Origin of the sequence: Streptomyces sp. NPDC059909 (assembly GCF_042730885.1) — a bacterium.
In the GTDB taxonomy this organism is placed as follows: Bacteria; Actinomycetota; Actinomycetes; order Streptomycetales; family Streptomycetaceae; genus Streptomyces.
In genome coordinates this window covers 80,038-103,002 of record NZ_JBHWKX010000025.1, presented here as the reverse complement: position 1 = coordinate 103,002, position 22,965 = coordinate 80,038, and the positions used below count along the sequence as shown (strand labels likewise).

The window sequence follows — 22,965 nt, the reverse complement described above, 5'->3', positions numbered from 1 at the left end:
CGGCAGCAGCAGGACCTGGTGCGGGTCGAACGCCCGGAACGTCTTGTCCACCGCCGCCGGACGACCCTGCGGCTGCTTCTTCTCACCCGGCTCGATCTCGAACAGCCCATCCCGATCACGCATACCGAGATCATCCCCCATGAAAGATCACGAACCGCAAGCGGGTTGCCGATTACCGGGACACGCTCCTAGCGGCCGAACGAACCTGCCCCGCCGCGTGCTCCCCCGACGTCGTGATGCGCTGATGACGGCTTCCTGGCGTACAGAGCACGGGATCGACACCTTCCGGCAGGGACGCGGCGGGTGCCGGCACGCGGTCTCAGCCTTCGCGGGGTTCGGTGTGGCCGGCGGTCCGGGCGCCCGAGTCCTTGCGTTCCGCGAGCAGGAACAGGACTGCGGCGATGGCGGGGCAGCCGAAGCCCACGGTCATACAGGCCGTAACCGTCTCGTTGGAGGCGCCGGCGATCCGGGGGATGCCGTTGAGGGGCATCAGGGCGTAGATGCACAGGAAGCCGTAGGCGCGAAGCCGCATCCCTGCCTGTCGTTTCCGCATCCACGGCGGTGTCCAGCCGGACAGCATCGCCACCGGCAGCGGCAGCATGATCGCCGTCGACACAGCGAGTGCGATCCAGAAGTTGAGCGGAGTGCCGTTCATCCCGGCCCTTTCGTCGGCGGCCAGACTGGAGAAAGTTGACGGCGCCCACGCATGCCGGTTCCCGGCAGCATCGGGCGGGTTCACTGCGCGGCGGGGCCGCCGGAACAGGGGCCAGGGAGCTGAGGGTATGTCAGGAAGTCGTCCAAGTCATGTAAGGTCCCCCGCGGAGTGCCGGGAGGCGTGGTCGGCGCCGTCACCGTCGCCATCGACCGCGGGCCCACTTCACGAACGGCATGCTCCCAAAACCGGAAACACGATCAGCCGGTGACCTCTGTGCGCAGGTCACCGGCTGATCGCTCGGGAACGCAGTGCGGGACCGTAAACCGCACTGTGAGCCCTGGCTGTTGGAGCCGTCAGGCTGTGGGGCAGTGACGTTGTTGCCGCCCGACGGTGCGAGGCTGGCGCGACAGGACGTTCGCGCCGCCGGGCGGAGTCTCTGGTTGTTCCCCGGCCTCGGAGCCGACGGACGGAGTCCGGCGCAGCCGTCCGAAGCCTGTGAGGCCCCCCGGGGGCCAGCAGTGCGAGGGCGGCGTGGGGAATCGGTCGTTCGCGCCGCCGGGCGGAGTCTCTGGGGTGCTGCTGGGACCGCGGCGGGGCGATGGGTCTCCGGCCTGGCCTTCCTTCAGGTCAGGAAGGGGGCCGGGCGGCCCGTACCACCGCACTGGCTCGCTCGCCGCCGCGGTCCTCGCGCTGTCCTCACCGCAAGCCACCCCTCATCCGGGCCGGCGGTGCGGACGGCGTACGGGAGGGAGACCTCCCAGTCGGCTCCCGTACGCGGTCTCGGTGTTCCGAGTGAGCCGCTCAGTCCTCGCGCAGGGCGCGGACCGCCTCCTCGACGCGCTTGCCGTAGTCCGGGTCGGCGGCGTGGAAGTGGGCCAGGTTCTGCTCGATCACGTCGTCGCGCGTGACCTGGGACAGGCCGCCGGCGATGTTCGCGACCAGACGCTGCTTCTCCTCCTCCGACATCAGCCGGTAGAGCTCACCGGCCTGGAAGAAGTCGTCGTCCTTGGTGTGCTGCGGGGCGGCGTGCGTGCCCGTCCAGCCGTGGATGGCCAGCGGGGCCGACAGCGCGGCGTCCGTCTGGGCCGGACCGGCGTACGAGTTGGGCTCGTAGTTCTTGTCGTGGCGCGAGCCGTTGCGGGTGGCCATGAAGCCGTCGCGGCCGTAGTTGTCGGCCGCGGTCGCCCTGGGGGCGTTCACCGGCAGCTGGGTGTGGTTCACACCGAGGCGGTAGCGGTGGGCGTCCGCGTACGCGAACAGCCGGCCCTGGAGCATCTTGTCCGGCGAAGGGCCGATGCCCGGAACGAAGTTGTTCGGGGAGAACGCGGCCTGCTCGACCTCGGCGAAGACGTTGTCCGGGTTCCAGTCGAGGACCAGACGGCCGACGCGCTGCAGCGGGTAGTCGCTGTGCGGCCACACCTTGGTCAGGTCGAACGGGTTGAAGCGGTAGTCCGCCGCCTCGGCCGCCGGCATGATCTGCACGTACAGGGTCCAGGACGGGTTCACACCGCGCTCGATGGCCTGCAGCAGGTCGGTCTGGTGGCTGTTGGCGTCCTTGCCGACGACCTCGGCGGCCTGCTCGGACGACAGGCAGCGGATGCCCTGGTTCGTCTTGAAGTGGTACTTGACGAAGAAGGCCTCGCCCTCGGCGTTGGTCCACTGGTAGGTGTGGGAGCCGTAGCCGTTCATATGGCGGTACGAGGCCGGGATGCCGCGGTCGCCCATCAGCCAGGTGATCTGGTGCGTGGCCTCGGGGGCGTGGGCCCAGAAGTCCCAGACGTTGTCCGGCTCCTGCTTGCCCGTGAACGGGTCGCGCTTCTGGGAGTGGATGAAGTCGGGGAACTTGATCGGGTCCTTGATGAAGAACACCGGGGTGTTGTTGCCGACGAGGTCGTAGTTGCCCTCTTCGGTGTAGAACTTCAGCGCGAAGCCGCGCGGGTCGCGGACCGCGTCCGCGCCGCCGAGCGAGTCGGCGACGGTCGAGAAGCGGATGAACGTCTCGGTCCGCTTGCCGGCCTCGGAGAGGAAGGCGGCCTTGGTGAAGCCGGTGACGTCGTCGGTCACCTCGAAGTAGCCGTAGGCGCCGGAGCCGCGCGCGTGGACGACGCGCTCCGGGATGCGCTCACGGTTGAAGCGGGCGAGCTTCTCCAGCAGGTGCTGGTCCTGGAGGAGGAGCGGGCCACCGACGCCGGCGGTGGCGGAGTTCTGGTTGTCGGCGACCGGGGCGCCGGACTCGGTCGTAAGAACGCGCTGCGTCATTGGTGGCGGGATGACCTTCCGTGCAGGGGCTGCTGAGCGTGTCAGGAGCGTAAATTCGCTCCTCCAACAACGTCAACAGTTTGTTGAAATCCAGGATGTGAATCCGGGCCGTGGCTGCACCTGGGCGCGACAGGACAGGTGTCAGCGCAGCCACGGCCCGGAAGTCGGGGGTAGGGCCGTCAGGCCCTCGGGAGGAGCCCTTTCGGGCCCTCTTCAGGCTCAGGCCACCGACTGGCCCGAGAGGCGCTGGACGGCGCGCAGCAGGGCCGAGTGGTCCAGGCCGCCGTCGCCCTGCGCACGCAGGGAGGCGACCAGCTGCGCGACCACGGCGCCGACCGGCAGCGCGGCACCGACGTTGCGGGCGGCGTCGGTGACGATGCCCATGTCCTTGTGGTGCAGGTCGATGCGGAAGCCCGGCTTGAAGTCCCGGTTCAGGAAGTTGTCCTTCTTGCGGGTCAGGACGGTGGAGCCGGCCAGACCGCCGTTGAGGACATCCAGGGCGGCCTGGAGGTTCACGCCGGACTTCTCGAGGAAGACGACGGCCTCGGCGCAGGCCTGGATGTTGACCGCCACGATCAGCTGGTTGGCGGCCTTGACCGTCTGGCCGGAGCCGTGCGGGCCGCACAGGACGATGGTCTTGCCCAGGGCCTCGAGGATCGGGAGAGCCTCGTCGAAGGCCTCCTGCCCGCCACCCACCATGATCGACAGGACGGCCTCGATGGCGCCGGCCTCGCCGCCGGACACCGGGGCGTCCAGGACGCGGATGCCCTTCTCGGCGGCGTTCTTCGCCAGGTCGACCGAGGTCTGCGGGGTGATCGACGACATGTCGATCAGCAGCGCGCCCTGCTTCGCGTTCTCCAGGATGCCCTCGGGGCCGTAGGAGATGGCCTCGACCTGCGGGGAGGCCGGCACCATCGTGATGACGACGTCGGCGTCCTCGACGGCCTCGGCGATCGAGCCCGCGGCGGTGCCACCGGCGGCGGTCAGCCGGTCCAGCTTGTCCTGCTCCAGCGTGTAGCCGGTGACCGCGTAGCCGGCCTTGATCAGGTTCTCGGACATGGGGGAGCCCATGATGCCGAGGCCGATCCATGCGATCTTGGGGAGAGTGGTCATGGTGAGGGTGCCTCTCGAAAACGGTGGTACGGGAAGGAAGTCAGCGCGCCGCGCGGGCGTTTGCGGGCAGCCAGTCGAAGGAGTCGGCGCTCGGGCGGTCGCCGGCCTTGTACTCCAGGCCGACCCAGCCGTCGTAACCGGCCTTCTTCAGCTCGTCGAGGAGCTGCTCCAGCGGGAGCGAGCCGGTGCCCGGCGCGCCGCGGCCCGGGTTGTCGGCGATCTGGACGTGGCCGGTCCTGTCGGCGTACTCCGCGATGACCTGGCTGACGTCCTCGCCGTTCATCGACAGGTGGTAGATGTCGAGCAGGAACTTCGCGTTCCCGAGGCCCGTCGCCGCGTTCACCCTGTCCACGACCTCTATCGCGGACGGCGCGCTCACCAGCGGGTAGAGCGGGGACTCCGGCTTGTTCAGGGTCTCGACCAGAAGGATCGCCCCGACCCGGTCTGCCGCACGGGCTGCCGTGATCAGGTTCTCCAGGGCTAGCTCGTCCTGGACCTCCGGGTCGACGCCCTCGACGCGGTTGCCGTACAGCGCGTTCAGCGCCTTGCAGCCCACCGAGGCGGCGAAGTCCGCGGCGGCGTCGATGTTCGCGCGGAAGCGGTCCGACTCCTCACCGGGCACGGAGAGGGCGCCGCGGTCGGGTCCCGGCAGCTGCCCGGCGTAGAAGTTCAGGCCCACCAGCCGGGTGCCGGCATCCTCCAGCGCCTTCTTCAGGGCGTCCAGCTCGCTCTGGTCGGGCGTGGGGGTCTCGATCCAGGGCCACCACAGCTCGACCGCGGTGAAGCCTGCCGCGGCAGCGGCCGCGGGGCGCTCCAGGAGCGGGAGTTCCGTGAAGAGGATCGACAGGTTCACATCGAAGCGCTGGTCCGTGTATCCCATGAGGGGTATGCGCTCCTTCCGTATTGCGGAAGTTCGTTTCTGCTTAATGGAAGATTGCCTGGAGCGGGGGAGAGCTGTCAAGAGCGGCCACGAAAGCGACCACGGAGTGAGCACGACGAGCGGCCATAAAGAGACCCCTGCTGAGGCACCCAGGGGGCGCCTCAGCAGGGGTACGACAGGGGTATGGGTCGGCGAGCGGCTACAACGCGTCGACGGCACTCACCTTCCAGCCCTCTGAGGTGCGGGTGAGGGTCATCCGCACCCGGCTCAGATCGACGCGGGGCCCCGAGACCTGGGTGCTCCGGGTCACCTGGTTGACGAACAACAGGACGACGGCCCTGTCGGGCGACGCCGACACCACCGAGGCCGCGGGCGCGCCACCACCCGGGGGCGTCGCCACCGTCGCCTCGACGACCCCCTGGTACTTCTTCGCGGTCGGTGCCACCACCTTCGCCGTCGTCCTCCCGTACTCGTCACGGAAGGCCCCGGCCAGGTGGCCGCGCGCCGCGGCGAAGTCCCGGTCCAGATGCCGGTAGTCGTACGACAGGACGACCGGCGCCGCCTTCTGCGCGGCGGAGAGCGCCTCCCGCCGCGCCTGGTCCGTCTGCCGCCCGTCCCAGTACTCCCGTGCGAGCACGACGGCCGCGATCATGACCGCCACGGTCAGGAAGGCGAGCACGGCGGACAGCAACCCGCGACGCCGCCTCCCACGCGACGGCGGCTCCTCCGGGTCCGGCTCTTCCGGGTCGGGCTCCTCCCAGTCCGGCGCCTCCCAGTCCGGCTCCGCCTCTTTCGCGCCCGGCTCCGGCTCCTCCGCGCGCAGGGTACGTCCGGCCACCACCGTGGCCTCGTCCGGCCCGTCCTCGCCGGGTCCTGGATGCTGGGCGCGCTTGGCCGCCGCCCGGGCGGCAGCGGTCATGGACCGGCGGGCGGGAGAGCTGACGCCGCGACCTCGGGTGCTCGTGTTCGCCACGGGGGTTCTCCTCTCTGGAGGTACGGAGTACGGGTGGTGGGGGTACAGGGTGTACAGGGGGTACGGGGGGCGATGTCAGCCCACGAACTCGACGCCGGACGTCAGCCAGCGCCCGTTCTCCAGCACGAGGTCCAGCTGCAGCCGGTAGGTGCGGGCCTGCCCCTCGGGCGCGGCGACGTTGGTCACCTTGCTGTCAGCGACCACCAGGACCCGGGCGGTCCGCTCGTCGGCCCGGGTGATGCCCGCTTCGAGGACCTGCCCCTGGGAGACCGACTTGTTCGCGGCGACCAGCTCGGTCAGCTCGGCGGTCTGTGCCGCGAACTGCTTCTTGAAGTCGCCGGTGGCACCCTTCAGCACGTTCGCGCTGTCCCGCGCGTAGTGCCGGTGGTCGAGCGAGGTGAAGTTCAGCGCGGACTGGCGGGCCGCGGCCAGGATGTCCTGGTGCCGCTGCTCCTCGGCGCGCTGCTCGTACACCTGGTGGGCCAGCCAGCCGGACAGGGCCGTCGTCAGGACGGTCGCCACCGCCAGGGACGCGGGCATCGCCCTGCCCCGCCGGGCGGCCTCGGCCAGCCGTCTCCAGAGGTGCCGCAGCGGCCGTGTCACGCGCTCCGCGGGGCGGCCCCGGGACGTCGTCTCCTCGCTCATGCCATCGGTCCGACGAGCAGCCATTGCCACGAGTCCTTTCCGAACGTGCTCATTTCACCGCCGGTCGAGCCGATCTCGACGGGCGTTCCGTCCGGGCCGGTCGCGGTGCCGGTCTCCGGGTCGTACGGGGTGATGTACGCGGCCGGGTCGGCGCTGCCGGACCCGGAGCGCCCCGAGGCACCGGGGGCGTTCCGGGCACCGCGGACCGAGGTGGGGCCGCCGCGCGGGGCCGCACATTGGGCGCCGGTGTTCGCCGGCCGTTCGCTCGTGTCGGCCGGGTCGCGCCGCTGCGTCCCGTACCCCTGCCGGCACGGCGGCGGCTCGTCGGCGTTCACCACCAGACCGAAGTGGGTGGTGCCGTCGCCCGGGATCACGGTGTAGCTGCCCGCGACCACCACGGGGAACGTGACCAGGGCCTGCTCCACACCGGGCAGCCGCGCCACCGTGATCTGCCCGCCGCTGATCAGATTGCCCAGCAGGACCGGCACATGCGGCCGGGTCGCCGTGAGCAGCGAGTTGACCTCCTGCGCGGCGGGGGCACCGGCGCCGATCAGCCTGCGGATGTCGCCGTCACTGGACTTCAACTCGGCCGTGAGGGCCGCCAGATCGCGGGAGAACGATCTGATGGCCGAGCCCTTGTCGGCCTGCGTCTTGAGGACCTTCCGTGAGTCCTCGATCAGGGCGACCGTCTGCGGGAGCGAGGCGGACGCCGACTCGACCAGGCTGTTGCCCGAGTCGACCAGGCGGCTCAGCTCCGGTCCCGTGCCTGCGAAGGCCTTGCCCAGCTCGTCGACGGTGATCCGCAGATCCTCCTTGCCGACGGAGTTCACGAGCCTGTCCAGGCTGCCGATGATCTGCGTGGTGGGCAGCGGCCCCCGGGTGTCGCCGCGGGCGATCGTGCTGCGGTCGTGCAGATAGGGGCCGTCGGCGGCCCGTGGCTGGAGGTCGACGTACTGCTCGCCGACCGCCGAGCGGTTCGCGACCACCGCCACGGTGTCCGCCGGGATCCGCGGCCCGTCGCCCTCGATGTCCAGCGCCACCGACACCCCGTCCCGGCCGGTCAGCCGCAGTTCCCCGACGCGGCCGACCGGGACCCCGCGATAGGTGACCTCGGCGCCGGGGAAGATGCCCCCGGAGTCGGCGAAGTCGGCCCGCACGGTGTAGCCGTCGTCGAAGAGGGCGTCCGCCAGCCCCGTGTACCGGGCGCCGACGTACGAGACGCCGACGGCGGTGACCGTGGCGAAGGCGAGCAACTGGGCTTTGACCGTACGTGTGATCACGACAGCATCCCCTTCAGCATGAGCTCGGCGAGGGCGGGATCGACCCCGGACGGGAAGCCGTCCTCGTCCCCGCTCCCGTTCCCGTACGAGGCGTAACTGCCGGTGCACACCGGCGGGCAGAGCGCATCCCCGTCGTCCGAGGGGGCCGAGGGGCTGCCGGGCGCGTCCGGAACACCGGGAGCCTCAGGCAGAGCCGTCGGCCGGGGAACTCCGGGGACCCCCGGGACCCCCGGCAGTCCGGGCACCTCGGGTACCTCGGGGAGCCCCGGCTTCCCCGGGGTTGCCGGCTTGTCGGGCTTGTCCGAGAGGTTGCCGTAGATGCCCGCGAGGTCGAGATCGGCGGTGATCTTGAGATTGACGTAGTCGCCCTTGACGGCGTCCACCGCGTTGCGCGGGAACGGATAGGTCGTCAACAGCTCCAGGGCGTTCGGCAGATCGTCGCCCGCCTTGTTCAGCTGCTCCAGGATCGGGCGCAGACTCCGCAGATTGGCGATCACGTCGTCCCGGGACGCGTTGATCACCTTGGTGCCGGTCCTGCCGAACTCCGACAGCGCGGTGAGCATCGACGTCAGCTTGCGCCGCTGGTCGGCCAGCACCTTCAGCGCGGGCGGCATGGTGTCGACGGCCTGGGCGATCGTCTTCTTCTCCTGGCCGAGCCGCTCGGCCAGCCGGTCGATGCCGTTCAGCGCGCGGACGATCTCCTTGCGCTGCTCGTCGAGGCCGCCGACGAAGGTGTCCAGCTCCGTCAGCAGGGACTTGACCCGGTTCTCCCGTCCTTCGAGGGCCTTGTTGAGCTCCGTGGTGATCGTCTTGAGCTGGGCCACCCCGCCGCCGTTGAGCAGCGCCGACAGCGCGGACAGCACCTCTTCGATCTCGGGGTTGCGGCCACTGCGGGACAGCGGGATGCGGGCCCCGTCGGTGAGCCTGCCGACGGGTGCGGCATCCACCGGCGCGGACAGCGCCACGTACTTCTCGCCGAGCATGCTGGTCTGCCGCAGCTCGGCGATCGCGTTGCCGGGCAGCTTCACCTCGTCCGAGATACGCAGCCGCACGCGGGCGTGCCAGCCCTTCAGCTCCACCTTCTCGACCGCGCCCACGGTGACGTTGTTGACCTTCACCGCGGACTGCGGCACCAGGTCGAGGACGTCCCGGAACTCGACCGTGACCCGGTAGGCGTCGCCGTCGGCGGCCGCGCCACCGGGCAGGCCGACGTCGTACAGACCGTTGAACTCGCAGCCCGTCAGCAGCAGTGAACCGGTCGCCGCCCACACTGCCGCGCTCGTGCGCAGCACTTCCCTGCGCAGCTGCTTCCTCCGCGGATCGCTCATGCGCCGGCCTCCAGGATTCCGCCCAGCGTCCGGTCGACCGGGCCGGTCCCGGAGACGGGCAGGGCGTCGCCCGGCCCGAGCTCCGGCAGGGAGTCGAACAGTTTCTCCAGGTCCCGGCAGTCCGCCGCCTTCGCCTCACCGGTCGTGCTGAGCAGGGAGCACAGCAGCGCGGCCGGGTCCTGGGGCTGGTCGGGGTTGTTGCGCGTGTCGAGCGTTCCCGCCCCCGCGTTGTAGGCGTTCTGCAGGTTCGACAGCCCGGTCGGGGCGACCTCCAGCAGCTCCGCGAGCGCGGCCCGCTGGGTGACCAGCACCTTGGTGACCTTGCTCAGCCCCTCCACGTTCGCGGTCAGCGACTTCTTGTTCTTCCGTACGAAGTCGGACACGTCGGCGAGCGCCACCCCCAGGTGCCGCAGCGCGGCCGCGAGGTCCTTGCGCTCCCCGGCGAGCTGTCCGGCCACCTGCTCCAGGCTGTCGTTGAAGGAGCGGACGTTCTTGTCGTCGGCGGCCAGCGCGGCGGTGAACACCTGCAGATTGCGCAGAGTGCCGAACAGGTCCTCCTTGCCGTCGGACAGCGTGGTCACGGCCAGCGAGAGGTCCTCCACCGTCCGGTGCAGGTTCTCGCCCTGTCCTTCGAGATTGTCCGCGCTCACGCCGAGAAGCCGTGCCAGCGAACCGTCCTTGTTCGCGCCGCGCGGGCCCAGCGCCTCCGACGTGGTGTGCAGACTCTCGAAGACGCGGTCCAGCTCGACCGGCACGGCCGTCCGCCGCTCCGGGATGACATCGCCGCTGTGCATCGCCGGGCCGCCCCGGTAGACCGGCAGCAGCTGGACGTAACGGTCGCTGACCACCGAGGAGTTGATGATCGCCGCCTTGGCATCGGCCGGGACCTTCCGCCCGGCGTCGTACTCCAGCGTCACCCGCACCCGTTCACCCTCCGGGGTGATCTCCTTGACCTCGCCGATCCGCACGCCCAGCACCCGTACGTCGGAGCCGGGATAGATGCCGACCGTGCGCGGGAAGTACGCCGTGACCCGGACCGGGTCCGGCTGCGGCCACAGCGACACGACAGCCGCGGCGATGACCGCCAACGCCGTGACCAGCGCCGCCCGGCGCAGCAGACGCCTGTTCATCACGAACCTCCCGTCCGCGGGACCACCGGAGTGGCGACCATGTTCTGGATGTAGCTGTCGAACCAGCGGCCGTTGCCGAGGGTGTTGGTGAAGACCCGCACATAGGGCGCCATCAGCTTGATGCTGCGGTCGAGGCTCGCCTGATTACGTTCGAGCATCGCCACCACGGCGTTCAGGCCCTTGAGCGCCGGACCGATCTCCGCTTCGTTGTCCTTGACCAGCCCGGACAGCTGGATCCCCAGCGCGGCCGAGCTCTTGAGCAGCGCGTGGATCGCCGCCCGCCGCCGTGAGATTTCCTTGAACAGTGCGTCGCCGTCCTTGACCAGCGTGGAGAACTCTCCGGAACGCTCGGCGAGCACCTTGCTGACCCCGCTCGCATGGTCGAGAAGTTCCCGCAGCGCCTCGTCGCGGGACGCGACCGTACGGGAGATCCTCGACAGGCCCTTGATGGACGCCTTCACCTCGGCGGGGGAGTCCTCGAAGGTGGTGGAGATGGTGTCCAGCGCCGTCGCCAGCCGCTCCGTGTCGACCTTCTCCGTCGTGGTGGTCAGATCGCTGAAGGCCGCCACGACGTCGTACGCGGGAGTCGTCCGGTTCAGCGGGATCTCGCTGCCCGGCTTCAGCTGCCCCGGCCCCTTGGGCTCCAGCGCCAGGTACTTCGCGCCCAGGATCGTCTTGACGCGGATGGCCGCGCCCGTCCTGGTGCCGAAGCCGGGGTCGCCCTTGATCCGGAAGACCACCTTGACGTGGTCCCCGTCCAGGTCCACCTCGTCGACCTTGCCGACCTTCACCCCGGCGATACGGACCTCGTCGCCGGGCTTGAGCCCGCCCGCCTCCGAGAACGCCGCGCTGTACGTCTCGCCGTTGCCGATGAGCGGAAGGCTGTCGGCGTTGAACGCGGCGACGCTCAGCAGTCCGAGGGTGGTGAGGCCGACCGCGCCGATCACGACCGGATTCCGGTCGCGGAACGGCATCATGCGCGCTTTCATGCGCACCTCGCACGGGCGACGTGGAGCTCGGGAGTGAGCACCTCCCGGGTCTTCGGCAGCACGATCCGGCCGTCGAAGTCGCAGAGGTAGAAGTTGAACCAGGAGCCGTACGAGGCGGTCCCCGTCAGCTCGTTGAGCTTGTTCGGCAGCCGCTTCAGCACGCCCTCCACGGTCTTCTCGTTCTTGTTCAGGGTTCCGGTGAGGTCCCGCAGCCCGGCGATGTCGTCGCGCAGCGGAGGCCGGGCGTCCTCGAGCAGGCCCGAGGTGGCCTCCGTCAGATCGGCGATGTTCACCAGGGAGTCCCCGATGGGCTTGCGGTCTGCGGAGAGCCCGGAGACCACTCGCTGGAGCTGCTCGATCAGCCCGGAGAAGCGGGCGCCGCGCTTGTCCAGGGTCGCCAGCACCGTGTTGAGGTTGTCGATGACGGAGCCGATCAGCTTGTCCCGGTCGGCGAGCGTGGTGGTGAGCGAGGCGGTGTGCGCGAGCAGACTGTTCACCGTCCCGCCCTCGCCCTGAAGCGTCTTGATGATCTCGGTGGCGAGCTGGTTGACGTCCTCGGGACTCAGCGCCGCGAACAGCGGCTTGAACCCGTTGAGGAGCGCGTTGAGATCGAGCGCGGGCTGCGTACGGGACAGCGGGATCCGTCCTCCGGGCGCGAGCCGGCTGCCGTCGCCGGCGCCCTCCGTCAGCGCGACGTACCGTGAGCCGAGCAGGTTGCGGTAGCGGATGACCGCGCCGGTGCTGGTGAGCAGCGGACGGTCCTGGGCCACGGAGAAGGTGACCTCCGCCATCGTCCGGTCCTTGATGCGAATGTCCTGCACCTCACCGACGCGCACCCCTGCGACCCGGATGTCGTCGCCCTCCTCCAGGCCCGTGACATCGCTGAACACCGCCCGGTACGTGTGCTCGGGAGTGAAGGAGATGTTGACGATGGTGGCCGCGAGCAGCGTGGTCGCGAGCACCGTCACCACCGCGAAGAGACTGAACTTGATCAGCGGCGCCGCAGTCTCCCTGGCGCGCTTGACGCGGAGGAACCTCATGCGACGCTCACCGCCGTTCCCCGGGCCATCGGACCGAACAGCAGCGTGGCCACCGCGGGCACTTCATCGGCCGGCACGCCCATGACGGGCGCGACGAGCGAGCTCACGGCACGCTGCTCGACAGCGGTTGCGGACACCGTGCCCGCCTGGGGCGCACCCGACGTACCGCGCGTACCGTCGTCGAGCTTGGTATCCGGTGCCGGGACCCGCGGATGGGGCATTCCATGGCAGTCGGGTCCCGAGTGCTCTCCCCAGCGCGGTTCCTCGCCGGGCTGGTACGCCCCCTGAGGCCGGACGATTTCCAGGGTGATGCGCATCTTTCCGCCTCTGAAGGTCTCTTCTGCTGCCTTCTCCTGCCGTACCAGACCGTCGAGGAGGCAGGGGTACTCCGGTGCGTAGCGGGCGAACAGCGCGAGCGTGGGACGGGAGACCCGGCCCAGGGTGATGAGCCGCTCGGCGTTCTCGTCCAGGAACCCGTCCGCCGTTCCGGCGACGGTGGCGGTGGAGGTGAACAGGGTGGCCAGCTGGTCCCGCTTCTCGACGATCGTGCGGCTCGTGGTGATGGTGTTCCGCAGGATCCTCATCAGGTCGGGCGCGGCGTCGCCGTACACCTCGGCAACATCGGCGAACCGCGAGATGTCCTCCTTGATCGACGGCATATGGGGGTTGAGGCGGGCCAGATAGCCCTCGACGCGGGTGAGGTTGTCGCCGATCCGGTCGCCGCGGCCTTCGAGGGCGGTGGCGAACGCCGACAGTGTGGCGTTGAGCTCGGCGGGCCGTACCGTACGCAGCAGCGGCAGCAGGTCGTTCATCAGCTGCTGAACCTCGATGCCGACCTTGGTGCGGTCCTGGGTGATGACGTCCCCGGCCCTGATGTGCCGCCCGAACGGCTCCCGGGGAGCCACCAGGTCGACGTACTTCTCGCCGAACAGCGTCTTGGGCAGCAGCCGGGCCTGTACGTCCGACGGAATGCGGGAGACGTGCTCCGGCTTGAGGGCGATGTCGAGCGTCGCCTTCTCGCCGTCGGCCCGCACCGCGCGGACCTCACCGACCAGCAGCCCGCGAAGCTTGACGTCGGCCCGCGGCTCCAGCTGGTTGCCGAGCGTGTCGGCCTCCAGCGTGATCCGTACGACGGAGACGAACACCTGCTGGTAGACGGCGATCGACAGCGACAGCAGCAGCGCGATGACCGCGATGAAGACGATGCCGTACACCCTCAGTCTGACGATCCGTGTCCGCATCGGCCCTACCCCGCAATCCGTACGGTCGTGTTGGCGCCCCAGATCGCCAGGCTGAGGAAGAAGTCCAGGACGTTGATGGCGACGATCGAGGTACGCACCGCACGGCCCACCGCGACCCCCACGCCGGCCGGACCGCCGCTCGCGTAGTAGCCGTAGTAGCAGTGCACCAGGATGATCACGACGGCGAAGACGATCACCTTGCCGAAGGACCAGAGCACGTCGACCGGCGGCAGATACTGCTGGAAGTAGTGGTCGTACGTGCCCGCGGACTGCCCGTAGTAGCCGGTCGTGATCGTCCGGGCGGCGAAGTACGACGACAGGAGCCCGATCACGTACAGCGGGATCACGGCGACGAAACCGGCGATCATCCGGGTGGTCACCAGGAACGGCAGCGAGGGAACGCCCATCACCTCCAGGGCGTCGGTCTCCTCGCTGATCCGCATCGCACCGAGCTGCGCGGTGAACCCGGCGCCGACCGTCGCGGACAGCGCGAGCCCCGCCACCAGCGGTGCGATCTCCCGGGTGTTGAAGTACGCCGACAGGAACGCAACGAAGTTGGACGTGCCGAGCTGGTTGAGCGCCGCGTATCCCTGGAGGCCCACCTCGGTGCCGGTGAAGAACGACAGGAAGGCGATGACGCCGACGGTGCCGCCGACGACGGCGAGTGCGCCCCGGCCGAAGCTCACCTCGGCGAGCAGCCGCAGGATCTCCTTCTTGTAGCGGCGCAGGGTGCGGCCGGTCCAGGCCAGCGAGCGCCCGTAGAAGGACAGTTGGCTGCCCAGCTCCTCCAGGGAACGGAGCGGACGACCCACGAACCGGTTGATGAGCGCCATTCCTCAACCCCTCTGCGGAACGATCTGGAAGTACACGGCGGTCATCACGAAGTTCGTCACGAACAGCAACATGAAGGTGATCACCACCGACTGGTTGACCGCGTCGCCGACGCCCTTCGGCCCGCCCTTCGCCGTCAGCCCCTTGTACGAGGCGACGATCGCGGCGATCGCGCCGAAGACGAGGGCCTTCAGCTCGGCCGCCCACAGATCGGACAGCTGGGCGAGGGTGGTGAAGGAGGCCAGATAGGCGCCGGGGGTGCCGTTCTGCAGGACGACGTTGAAGAAGTAGCCGCCGGCCACGCCGACGACGGACACCAGCCCGTTGAGCAGCACCGCGACCACCATCGAGGCCAGCACCCGCGGCACGACCAGCCGGTGGATCGGGTCGATGCCCAGCACCTGCATCGCGTCGATCTCCTCACGGATCTTGCGCGCCCCGAGGTCCGCGCAGATCGCGGTGCCGCCCGCCCCGGCGATCAGTAGCGCGGTGACGATCGGCGAGGCCTCGCGCAGCACCGCCAGCACCGAGGCCGCGCCCGAGAACGACTGGGCGCCGAGCTGCCGGGTCAGGCTGCCGATCTGCAGGGCGATGACCGCACCGAAGGGGATGGAGACCAGCGCGGTCGGCAGGATCGTGACGCTCGCGATGAACCAGGCCTGCTGAATGAACTCCCTCACCTGGAAGGGCCGTCGGGGCAGCGTCCTGATGACGTCCAGGGCCATCGCGAACAGACTGCCGGAGTGGCGCAGCGCGCCGACGGGGGAGAGGCTCATGCGCCCGCCACCGCCTCCCGCTTTGCGATGGCCTCCCAGCGGGGCGGCCGGGAAATACCGGGGCTCGGCAGCAGACGGGGCGTCAGGTCCAGGTCCTTGCCGCCGGTGCTCTCGTCGATCTGGGCCAGCTCCTGCTCGACCTGGGCGGCGTCCTTCTCCTCCGCCATGCCGATCGGCCCCTGCATCCGTCCGTTCAGGAACTGCCGTACGACGGGCTCGTCGCTGGTCAGCAGCCGTTCGCGGGGCCCGAACATCACCAGCTCCCGGCGGAACAGCAGCCCGATGTTGTCGGGGACCTGGCGGGCCGACGCGATGTCGTGGGTGACGATCAGGAAGGTGGCGTCAATCTGTGCGTTGAGATCCACGATCAGCTGGTTGAGGTAGGCCACCCGCACCGGGTCGAGCCCTGAGTCCGGCTCGTCGAAGAGGATGATCTCCGGATCGAGCACGAGCGCCCGCGCCAGCCCGGCCCGCTTGCGCATACCGCCGGATATCTCGCCGGGCAGCTTCTCCTCCGCGCCGATCAGCCCGACCATGTCCATCTTCTCGAGGACGATGCGTCTGATCTCGCTCTCCGGCTTGCGGGTGTGCTCGCGCAGCGGGAAGGCGATGTTGTCGTAGAGGTTCATCGACCCGAAGAGGGCGCCGTCCTGGAACAGGACGCCGAACAGCTTCCGCACCTCGTAGAGGTCGTGCTCGCGGAGCCTGGTGATGTCCTGGTCCGCGACCCGGACCGACCCGCAGTCTGGCTTGAGCAGCCCGACGAGCGTCTTCAGGAAGACCGACTTGCCGGTGCCCGAGGGCCCGAGCATGACCGAGATCTCTCCGGCGGGCAGCGTCAGCGAGACGTCCTGCCAGATGACCTGGTGGCCGAAGGACTTCGTCAGCCCTTCCACACAGATCTCGACACCCATCCGGTACACCCTTCAGCCGTGGAGCAGCTCCGACATCTGCTCTACGGGGAGGGGCGGGGTGTCCGTCGCGACGAATTCCGAATTTTTTTACGAGCGCGCAACGGGGCGCGAACGTGGGTGTGCGGGCGTGGGTGTGCGGGTGGCTGTTGCGTCGCGGATCGGTTTCTTGCAGCTCGCAGCGCGCGACCCCTCGAACAGCAGGCTCTGGAGCGACATGTCGCACAACACTCTCTGCCGTATGGAAGGTGCATATGGGGATGAATAGGCATCTGGGTTGAAGGGGATGCGGATATCGCATCATCCTTGCCGCCATGTCTTTCGCGTCCCCCGCCCTCGACCTGTCCGGCCTGCGTGACTACGCCTTCGACTGGGCGCTGGTCGACGTGGAGACCTCCGGGCTGATTCCGCGCCGCGACCGGGTGCTCTCCGTGGCCGTGGTGACGCTGGGCCCGGACGGCGAGCAGACCGGGGAGTTCTCGACGCTGCTGAACCCCGGCTGCGATCCGGGGCCGGTGCACGTGCACGGGTTGACGGCCGAGCGGCTGCGCGGTGCGCCGACCTTCGACCAGGTGGCCGGGCGGATCGGCGCGATGCTGCAGGAACGGGTGCTGGTCGCGCACAACGCCCAGTTCGACTACGACTTCCTTGCGTACGAGTTCGCCCGGGCCCGGATGTGGCTGCCGGTCACCCAACGGCAGTGCACGCTGGCACTGAACCGTCGCGTCGATCCGCCCACCGACGACCTGAAGCTGGGCACGCTAGCCGCCCACTACGGCGTCCCGCAGGCGAAGGCGCACGACGCTCTCGACGACACCCGGGTACTTGCCGGAATCCTGCGTGCCTCGCTGCACGAGGCGGGGCGACTCGATCTGCCGCTGCCCCTGGTGGCCTGTCCTCCTCGACAGGACCCGCAGTTCGCGCCCAGTCCGCCCAAGACACCGTGCGCCTTCCGCACCCAGGGCGGCTCGCGGTGGGCGGGCCGCTGGTGCAGGGTATGAAGATCGCCATTACCGGGGAGACCCAGACCTCGCGTGCCGAGCTGGTGGGGCGGGCCGTGGCCGCCGGGCTCAACCTGATGACCTCCGTCAGCCGGCACACCAGCGCCTTGGTCACCAACGACTCCTCGTCGGGCTCCGCCAAGGCCCGGCGGGCGCTGGGCCGAAGGCGTGCCGGTCATCGACGAGCACACCTTCCTGGGCCTGCTGGGCGACGTCCGGCCCGGGACGCCGCACGAAGGAGCGGCGCCGGCGACCGCAGCCGCCCCCGCGGCTTCCACGCCCTCTTCCGTAACGGTGCCTGTGCCCGCGGCTCGTACCCCGCGCCAGGCCGAAGCGGTAAGCCCCGAACCCGCGCTACCCGCCCCGGCGGTACGGCCCGAACCGGTCGAACCGAGCCGCAAGCCGAAGCCCGTCGGGCGCCCTGAGGAGCAGAACCGTCTGCTGGCCGGGCGGCGTGTGCTCGTTCTCGGGGGCACGCACCCAGAAGCGGTGGCTGCCCGGACGCGCATCGTCGAGCTCGGCGGAGCTGCCGCCATCAACCTGTCCGCCAGCGTCACCGACGTCGTCCTCCTTCACGGCGGCGACGCCGACCGCCGCATGCACCGGATCAACTCCCTCGTCCTTCCCACCCACGACGCCGCCTGGCTCGACGCCCCGGTCACCCTCCCGCAGCCGCACGCCGCCCACCTACGCGAGGCCGTTCACGTGCTGCCGCGCGGCGGTGTCGTCGACCTGCCGTACCCGGACCGGCTCTCCCCGGCGGACCGTCACCGTCACCGCCACCTGGGCGCAGCAGACTGCGTGCGACATCGACGTGGTGGCTTTCGTGGTCGACGAGGACGAACAACAGGTCTCCTTCGACGAGGACTTCGTCTTCTACGGCGCCCCGGAGAACCCGGGCGGAACCGTGCAGCTCCTCAGTGACGGGCCGACCGAGCAGACCATCAGCATCGACCTCGCCACGCTGCCGCCCTCGGCCCGTAAGGTCGTCGTCGTGGCCGCCATCGACGGCACACCCACGTTCGGTGATGTCGGCGCCATCCAGATCGGCTCCGGCCTCGGCACCGGCGCGGCTCCTCTCGTACAGGCCACGCTGGACGCCGCCACCACCGAGCGCACCATGCTCCTCGCCGAGATCTACCGCCGCGGCCCGCTCTGGCGTCTGCGCGCTGTCGGCCAGGGCTACGACCACGATCTGGCCACCCTCGCTCGCGGCTACGGCGTCGACATCGCCGACTGACCGAGCATGCGGCGCGGCCACATGCTCGCGGGACGGTCCGCCGACGATGTAGTGCGGGATGGCGAGGATCCACTTCACCAGCCACTTCCATCGGGTGAGCCGGGGATCCAGTGTTGCTTCGACGAGCAGGGGATGGGCGGAAGCGGGAAACATTGCTGCCACATCCTTTCTTGCATGGGGATGGGAAATGTGTCCCGTGAATCGCATTGCCAGGGCTGTTCCGGACGATGCGGGCGGGCCACGCGCTCTGCATGAGCCGTAGCGCAATTAGGCCCCGGCAATCGAAATCGCGTCATGCCCCTGGATTGCGTGGCAGGAGAACACGTGACTTGACGGATGGCAGCGGACCCGATAGGCGATGTGCCGAAACAGGGGGCGGAGCCACGGGCAGTGCCGGTGGATCCCCACCGCCCTCACCATCGCTCTGCAGTCCTTCAGGTTCAGGCAGGCCATTGCCACAATCCCGCACAGCGGCTCCGGTGATTCCCAAGCTCAAAGACCGCGGGTTCGATTCCCGTCTTCGTTCTCCTCAGGGTTGCCCGGTGAGGCCCAGCTTTCTTATTCCGAGGCGCGAGAGGTCATGGCACTGGCACACCCCTGTGGATCCCCGCGATCTGGGACGGCACCGGGTCATCAAGTGCCATCAGGGCGTGGGCGCGTCCACCGGGACGGCCGGTGCGGCCGTAGGCACCGACGGGACCGGCGGCGTGGAAAGCTCCGGCGCAGTCGCCGCGCCGGGTGCGGTCGGGACGGGCGGGACGCCCACGCTGGGCAGCGGGAGCGGTGGCAGTGAGGCGTCCGGGATGGCGGCCCGTACCTTCGGGACGTCCGGAACTGGCAGCGACGGCAGTTGGGGCAGCAGCGACGGCCGGGCAGGTGGCTCGGTGCCCGGCGCCGTGGGTGACGTCGTCGGGGGCGCGGCGGGGTCGGCCGCCGGTGGGCTCACTGCGTCGGCTTCCGCCACGCGGACCTCCGCGGTGTCCGACGTGGCGGGTGAGGGGACGGGCCCGTTCCCACCCTGGCCGTAGGGCAGGACGAAGCCCGCGACGACCAGTGTGGCCGCCGCCGTCGTCGCCACGGCCACCGCCTGCGCGTTGCTGCCCACGGCCCGCGGCCGGCAGCGGTCGCAGAGCCACACGGCGAGCCCCAGCGTGGCGGCCAGCGAATTGCGCAGCGTCCGGCGGGCCCGCGCCAGCAGCGACTCGACGGTGCGGTAGCTCAGCCCCATCTTCACGGCGACCTGACCGACGTCGAGGTCCTCGGACTTCAGCCAGAGCGCCTCCGCCTGCCGGGCGGGCAGCTCCCCGCTCCGTACCGCCAGCCACTTCGCCTCGGCCCGGTCGCACACGACCTCGTCGACGGGCGCCTGGCTCGGCGCGATGAGCGTCGGGCTGCTGCGCACCTCGGCCTCGCGGTTGACCTGCCGGTACCGGTCGACGCACAGCCGCATGGTCACCGTCGTCAGCCAGGCGCCCAGCCGCTCGTCGTCGAGGTGCGGATGCTCCGCGGCACGCAGCATCGCCTCGTGCACGGCGTCCTCGGCATCCTCGATGCTCATGGATCTGCGGCGGGCCACCTTGAGCAGTTGCTCACGGTGGCTCCACGCGCGCTGCCACCGGTCCTGAGACGTTTCCGCCATGAGGGCCCCTTCGCGCTCACCGCCGGTCCCTGCCGCCCGGCGAACGCGACATTACCGCTGGGTATCCAGGCTTGTGGAGGGGGTGGCGGCCATCGAATCCGTACCGTTGCCGACCAGCGGAGTCGTGCTCGGCAGCGCCCCGTCACCGGGCAACTCAACTCCCGTTCCCGGGAGGGGGATTACGGGCGTCTGCTGCTGCTCCCCCTGACCGCCCGCGGGATGGGTCCCGGAGGGTGCCGAGGGCGAGGCAGCGGGAGCGGGGGACGACGGCGCGGCAGGGGGTGGTGACTGCGGCCGCGCCGGGCGGGAGGACTCGGGGGAGCTGGGCCGGGCCCCGGCTGCTCCGCCGTGCCGGTCCGGCACGACGCGGTGGCCGTCGAGGTAGTACGCGAACCAGGCCCTGACCGTACGGAGGTAGGCCGTCGAGTGGTTGTAGGCGAGGATCGCGCGGTCCAGGCCGTACGGGTCGGCGAGGTCCCGTCCGCCCGCGCACAGATAGCGGCCTGCCGCGAGAGCCGCGTCGTGGACGTTCTGCGGGTCGGCCGTTCCGTCCCCGTTGCCGTCGGCGCCCCAGACGGCCCAGGTCGACGGGATGAACTGCATGGGGCCGACCGCGCGGTCGTACAGGACGTCCCCGTCGTACCTGCCGCCGTCCGTGTCCCGGATCGCGGCGAACCCGTTGCCGTCCAGCCGCGGTCCCAGAATCGGCGCGAGAGCCGTGCCGTCCGGGCCCACCCGGCCGCCGTACGCATGCCCGGACTCGACCTGGCCGATCGCGGCCAGCAGCTGCCAGCGCAGACCGCAGCCGGCGGTCTCGGTCGCGAGCGACGTCTCCGCCCGGCGGTACGCGGCGAGGACCGTGGCCGGCAGGTCCCCGGCCGCCCCCGCGGCGGCCCCGTTTCCGTCCGGCACGCGGTCCGTGCCGCTCCCGCCCCGTGCCCGCAGCGGCGGCAGCTCCGTGCGGTACGCGCCGTCGCCCGCCACGCCTGCCACGCCCGGCCGCTCGGGTGCGGCGGGCGCCGCTTCGCCGCCAGTGGGGGATGCCTGTGCCCCCGGCGCCTGGGAAGCGGTCAGGGCCGCCATGGCCGCAGCCGCCACCGCCGTACCCCTGACACCTCTGACACCTCTGATGCCTCTGCCCATGTGCCCTGCCATCCCGCAGACCCCTCCCTGTCCTGAGGCCGCACCGGAGATGAGGGCCGGTACGGCTTCCCTCACCGGCTCTACGCTGGGCGTACCGGGTTCCGTCGCGCGGAACCGGCGCAATTTCCGGGCCGGGCGGCAGACGCCGGCGCGGGCAGGCTTAACGTGGGGGGCATGGTGCGACTGAGAGTGGAGTTCACGACCGAACCGTTCGACCTGGAGGAGGCCCCCGCCCACGCGCTCGTGGCACGGGAGGTCATCCAGGCGGCAGATCTCGACGCCGTGGACGTCGGGCCGTTCGGCAACACGGCGGAAGGCAGCGCGGACGAGGTGCTCACCGCCGTCGACTCGCTGCTGCGCAAGGCCCTGGGAGCCGGCGCCACCCGGGTCTCGCTCCAGGTCAATGTGATCGGGGAGGGCGAGAAGTGACCGAGCCGGCCGACCACCCGCTGGTCATCGCGGTGAAGCCGCTGGTGGACGCCATGGGCGCGGAGTTGCTGCTGCCCGAGCAGGCGGGGCGCGACGACGTCGTCCTGGCCTGGGAGGGCGTCGACGTCGTCGCCGTACGGCTGCCGCAGCTGTCCGAGTCGCTGGACCACATCCTCGCCGCGCTGGAGCGCCGCCACGGCATGCCGCTGTCCGCGCTGGACCGCAAGACCAAGCAGTCGGTCGTCCGGCTCCTGGAGGCACGCGGTGCCTTCTCGGTGCGGCACGGAGTGGAGACGGTGGCGAGTGCCCTCGGCGTCAGCCGCTTCACCGTGTACAACTACCTGAACAGGGAAAATGCCGCGAAGAGTGAATAGAGTGTGACTCCATGTGCACAGCCGCCGTCCAGATGTCGGGACGGCGGCTTTTGTGTCCCGGAAGTTTCAACAAAGTGTTGACGGGGTGTTGGTGGAGGGCGTTAGCTATCCGCAGCCCGTCCGACAGTGCAGAACAGCCACGGAGGCTCCCGTGTCTTCGACTTCCGTACCGGGCCTCGCCCGGTTCAACACCTCGCCCGACAGTGCGGCCCAGGCCGCGCTCCACGAGGTGTGTGCCAGCTCGGCGTGGGGGAGCAAACTGCTCGCCCAGCGCCCTTACGCCGCCGTGGAAGCCCTCTTCGCCGCCAGCGACGCCGCCATGGCCGAGCTGACCGCCGAGGACCTGGCCGAAGCGATGGCGGGGCACCCGCCGATCGGGCGCCCGAAGCCCGGGGACCCGACCTCCTCCCGCGAGCAGAGCGGAATGGCCGGTGCCTCCGACGGGCTCAAGGCCGAGATGCTCGAACTCAACCTGGCCTACCAGGACAAGTTCGGCCACGTCTTCCTGATCTGCGCCACCGGCAGGACCGGTGAGCAGATGAGGGACGCCGTCCGCGAGCGGATCGACAACTCGCCCGAAATGGAGCGGGAGATCGTCCGGACCGAGCTGGGCAAGATCAACCGCATCCGGCTGGCCCGTCTCGTGGAGGAAGAGAACCGATGAACACCGAGACCGCGGCATCGCCGCAGAGTTCCGTGTCCACCCACATCCTGGACACCAGCATCGGCCGACCCGCCGAGGGTGTCGCCATCTCCCTGTCGGCCCGCTCCGGGTCCGACGCGGAGTGGGCCGCGCTCGGCGGATCCGCGACCGACGCGGACGGACGTTGCAAGGACCTGCCGGCACTGCCGGCGGGCACCACCCACGTACGGCTCGACTTCGAGACCGAGCCGTATTTCTTGAATGAGCACAGCTCGAAGAAGCAAGCCGAAGCCCAGCAGGACGTCCCCGCGAGTCGGGACAGCGGAGCCGCCGGAGTGTTCTTCCCGGAGGTGGCGATCACGTTCGCCGTCGTACCGGGCGAGCACTACCACGTACCGCTGCTGCTCAACCCGTTCGGCTACTCCGTTTACCGAGGGAGCTAGCA

At 70.1% G+C, this 22,965-nt stretch carries 21 protein-coding genes and 1 pseudogene; 5 read left to right on the top strand and 17 right to left on the bottom strand.

Annotation, left to right across the window (positions count from 1 at the left end):
• Positions 1 to 319: 319 nt before the first annotated feature.
• The 15 genes from ACFV9O_RS19090 to ACFV9O_RS19020 all read right to left on the bottom strand — a co-directional run bounded on the left by ACFV9O_RS19090 (position 320) and on the right by ACFV9O_RS19020 (position 16,054).
• A complete protein-coding gene (locus tag ACFV9O_RS19090; RefSeq protein ID WP_385419212.1) occupies positions 320 to 655 on the bottom strand; it encodes a hypothetical protein in 336 nt (111 codons plus the stop codon).
• Between the two features lie 801 nt (positions 656 to 1,456).
• Entirely contained in the window at positions 1,457 to 2,914 is a 1,458-nt protein-coding gene (locus ACFV9O_RS19085; RefSeq protein ID WP_385419210.1) for a catalase, read from the bottom strand.
• A gap of 219 nt (positions 2,915 to 3,133) precedes the next feature.
• Positions 3,134 to 4,027: a 2-hydroxy-3-oxopropionate reductase gene (locus tag ACFV9O_RS19080; RefSeq protein ID WP_385419207.1), complete on the bottom strand. Its 894-nt coding sequence runs from the start codon at positions 4,025 to 4,027 to the stop codon at positions 3,134 to 3,136.
• 40 nt (positions 4,028 to 4,067) lie between these two features.
• Entirely contained in the window at positions 4,068 to 4,907 is an 840-nt protein-coding gene (locus ACFV9O_RS19075; protein ID WP_385419204.1) for a TIM barrel protein, read from the bottom strand.
• Positions 4,908 to 5,106: 199 nt separating this feature from the next.
• A complete protein-coding gene (locus tag ACFV9O_RS19070; protein ID WP_385419201.1) occupies positions 5,107 to 5,880 on the bottom strand; it encodes a hypothetical protein in 774 nt (257 codons plus the stop codon).
• Positions 5,881 to 5,955: 75 nt separating this feature from the next.
• Entirely contained in the window at positions 5,956 to 6,420 is a 465-nt protein-coding gene (locus ACFV9O_RS19065; RefSeq protein ID WP_385419235.1) for a hypothetical protein, read from the bottom strand.
• A 101-nt stretch (positions 6,421 to 6,521) separates the two neighbouring features.
• A complete protein-coding gene (locus ACFV9O_RS19060; protein WP_385419199.1) occupies positions 6,522 to 7,805 on the bottom strand; it encodes an MCE family protein in 1,284 nt (427 codons plus the stop codon).
• Complete coding sequence (locus tag ACFV9O_RS19055; protein WP_385419196.1) at positions 7,802 to 9,133, bottom strand: MCE family protein; 1,332 nt, start codon at positions 9,131 to 9,133, stop codon at positions 7,802 to 7,804. The genes ACFV9O_RS19060 and ACFV9O_RS19055 overlap by 4 nt, the downstream gene beginning before the upstream one ends.
• Entirely contained in the window at positions 9,130 to 10,263 is a 1,134-nt protein-coding gene (locus tag ACFV9O_RS19050; protein ID WP_385419193.1) for an MCE family protein, read from the bottom strand. Before ACFV9O_RS19050 ends, ACFV9O_RS19055 begins: the two co-directional genes overlap by 4 nt.
• Positions 10,263 to 11,240 carry an MCE family protein gene (locus tag ACFV9O_RS19045; RefSeq protein WP_385419232.1) on the bottom strand — a complete coding sequence of 326 codons (978 nt, stop codon included), beginning with the start codon at positions 11,238 to 11,240 and terminating at the stop codon, positions 10,263 to 10,265. Before ACFV9O_RS19045 ends, ACFV9O_RS19050 begins: the two co-directional genes overlap by 1 nt.
• A gap of 8 nt (positions 11,241 to 11,248) precedes the next feature.
• Positions 11,249 to 12,292, bottom strand: a complete 1,044-nt coding sequence (locus tag ACFV9O_RS19040) for an MCE family protein (RefSeq protein WP_385419191.1) — start codon at positions 12,290 to 12,292, stop codon at positions 11,249 to 11,251.
• The gene (locus ACFV9O_RS19035) at positions 12,289 to 13,533 is read right to left on the bottom strand and encodes an MCE family protein (RefSeq protein ID WP_385419189.1); all 1,245 of its coding nucleotides are present in this window, start codon (positions 13,531 to 13,533) and stop codon (positions 12,289 to 12,291) included. Before ACFV9O_RS19035 ends, ACFV9O_RS19040 begins: the two co-directional genes overlap by 4 nt.
• A 5-nt stretch (positions 13,534 to 13,538) precedes the next feature.
• Positions 13,539 to 14,366 carry an MlaE family ABC transporter permease gene (locus tag ACFV9O_RS19030; protein ID WP_385419186.1) on the bottom strand — a complete coding sequence of 276 codons (828 nt, stop codon included), beginning with the start codon at positions 14,364 to 14,366 and terminating at the stop codon, positions 13,539 to 13,541.
• Between the two features lie 3 nt (positions 14,367 to 14,369).
• Complete coding sequence (locus ACFV9O_RS19025; RefSeq protein ID WP_385419184.1) at positions 14,370 to 15,140, bottom strand: MlaE family ABC transporter permease; 771 nt, start codon at positions 15,138 to 15,140, stop codon at positions 14,370 to 14,372.
• Entirely contained in the window at positions 15,137 to 16,054 is a 918-nt protein-coding gene (locus ACFV9O_RS19020) for an ABC transporter ATP-binding protein (RefSeq protein WP_385419181.1), read from the bottom strand. Before ACFV9O_RS19020 ends, ACFV9O_RS19025 begins: the two co-directional genes overlap by 4 nt.
• A 311-nt stretch (positions 16,055 to 16,365) precedes the next feature.
• On the opposite strand from ACFV9O_RS19020, the pseudogene ACFV9O_RS19015 reads away from it, so the two are divergent.
• Positions 16,366 to 18,292 (top strand): annotated as a pseudogene (locus ACFV9O_RS19015) (TerD family protein).
• Between the two features lie 643 nt (positions 18,293 to 18,935).
• Here ACFV9O_RS19015 and ACFV9O_RS19010 read toward each other — a convergent pair.
• Positions 18,936 to 19,931, bottom strand: coding sequence for a sigma-70 family RNA polymerase sigma factor (locus ACFV9O_RS19010; RefSeq protein ID WP_385419178.1), 996 nt, complete (start codon positions 19,929 to 19,931; stop codon positions 18,936 to 18,938).
• A 51-nt stretch (positions 19,932 to 19,982) separates the two neighbouring features.
• Entirely contained in the window at positions 19,983 to 21,029 is a 1,047-nt protein-coding gene (locus ACFV9O_RS19005) for a lytic transglycosylase domain-containing protein (RefSeq protein WP_385419175.1), read from the bottom strand.
• Positions 21,030 to 21,251: 222 nt separating this feature from the next.
• Here ACFV9O_RS19005 and ACFV9O_RS19000 point away from each other — a divergent pair, with 222 nt between their 5' ends.
• The 4 genes from ACFV9O_RS19000 (at position 21,252) to uraH (ending at position 22,963) form a co-directional block, all read left to right on the top strand.
• Positions 21,252 to 21,503 (top strand): thiamine-binding protein, encoded by a 252-nt coding sequence (locus tag ACFV9O_RS19000; RefSeq protein ID WP_385419230.1) that lies wholly within the window; start codon positions 21,252 to 21,254, stop codon positions 21,501 to 21,503.
• Positions 21,500 to 21,877: a helix-turn-helix domain-containing protein gene (locus ACFV9O_RS18995; protein ID WP_385419173.1), complete on the top strand. Its 378-nt coding sequence runs from the start codon at positions 21,500 to 21,502 to the stop codon at positions 21,875 to 21,877. Before ACFV9O_RS19000 ends, ACFV9O_RS18995 begins: the two co-directional genes overlap by 4 nt.
• Positions 21,878 to 22,028: 151 nt before the next feature.
• The gene (uraD, locus tag ACFV9O_RS18990; protein WP_385419170.1) at positions 22,029 to 22,541 is read left to right on the top strand and encodes a 2-oxo-4-hydroxy-4-carboxy-5-ureidoimidazoline decarboxylase; all 513 of its coding nucleotides are present in this window, start codon (positions 22,029 to 22,031) and stop codon (positions 22,539 to 22,541) included.
• On the top strand, positions 22,538 to 22,963 hold the full coding sequence (uraH, locus tag ACFV9O_RS18985) for a hydroxyisourate hydrolase (protein WP_385419167.1): 426 nt from the start codon (positions 22,538 to 22,540) through the stop codon (positions 22,961 to 22,963). The genes uraD and uraH overlap by 4 nt, the downstream gene beginning before the upstream one ends.
• The last annotated feature ends 2 nt before the right edge of the window (positions 22,964 to 22,965 follow it).

Coding starts and splice junctions, on each gene's coding strand:
- ACFV9O_RS19050 (WP_385419193.1), bottom strand. CDS start 10,263: ATGAACAGGCGTCTGCTGCGCCGGGCGGCGCTGGTCACGGCGTTGGCG.
- ACFV9O_RS19085 (WP_385419210.1), bottom strand. CDS start 2,914: ATGACGCAGCGCGTTCTTACGACCGAGTCCGGCGCCCCGGTCGCCGAC.
- ACFV9O_RS19040 (WP_385419191.1), bottom strand. CDS start 12,292: ATGAGGTTCCTCCGCGTCAAGCGCGCCAGGGAGACTGCGGCGCCGCTG.
- ACFV9O_RS19080 (WP_385419207.1), bottom strand. CDS start 4,027: ATGACCACTCTCCCCAAGATCGCATGGATCGGCCTCGGCATCATGGGC.
- ACFV9O_RS19010 (WP_385419178.1), bottom strand. CDS start 19,931: ATGGCGGAAACGTCTCAGGACCGGTGGCAGCGCGCGTGGAGCCACCGT.
- ACFV9O_RS19065 (WP_385419235.1), bottom strand. CDS start 6,420: ATGCCCGCGTCCCTGGCGGTGGCGACCGTCCTGACGACGGCCCTGTCC.
- ACFV9O_RS19055 (WP_385419196.1), bottom strand. CDS start 9,133: ATGAGCGATCCGCGGAGGAAGCAGCTGCGCAGGGAAGTGCTGCGCACG.
- ACFV9O_RS19075 (WP_385419204.1), bottom strand. CDS start 4,907: ATGGGATACACGGACCAGCGCTTCGATGTGAACCTGTCGATCCTCTTC.
- ACFV9O_RS19090 (WP_385419212.1), bottom strand. CDS start 655: ATGAACGGCACTCCGCTCAACTTCTGGATCGCACTCGCTGTGTCGACG.
- ACFV9O_RS19025 (WP_385419184.1), bottom strand. CDS start 15,140: ATGAGCCTCTCCCCCGTCGGCGCGCTGCGCCACTCCGGCAGTCTGTTC.
- ACFV9O_RS19035 (WP_385419189.1), bottom strand. CDS start 13,533: ATGCGGACACGGATCGTCAGACTGAGGGTGTACGGCATCGTCTTCATC.
- ACFV9O_RS19030 (WP_385419186.1), bottom strand. CDS start 14,366: ATGGCGCTCATCAACCGGTTCGTGGGTCGTCCGCTCCGTTCCCTGGAG.
- uraH (WP_385419167.1), top strand. CDS start 22,538: ATGAACACCGAGACCGCGGCATCGCCGCAGAGTTCCGTGTCCACCCAC.
- ACFV9O_RS19020 (WP_385419181.1), bottom strand. CDS start 16,054: ATGGGTGTCGAGATCTGTGTGGAAGGGCTGACGAAGTCCTTCGGCCAC.
- ACFV9O_RS19045 (WP_385419232.1), bottom strand. CDS start 11,240: ATGATGCCGTTCCGCGACCGGAATCCGGTCGTGATCGGCGCGGTCGGC.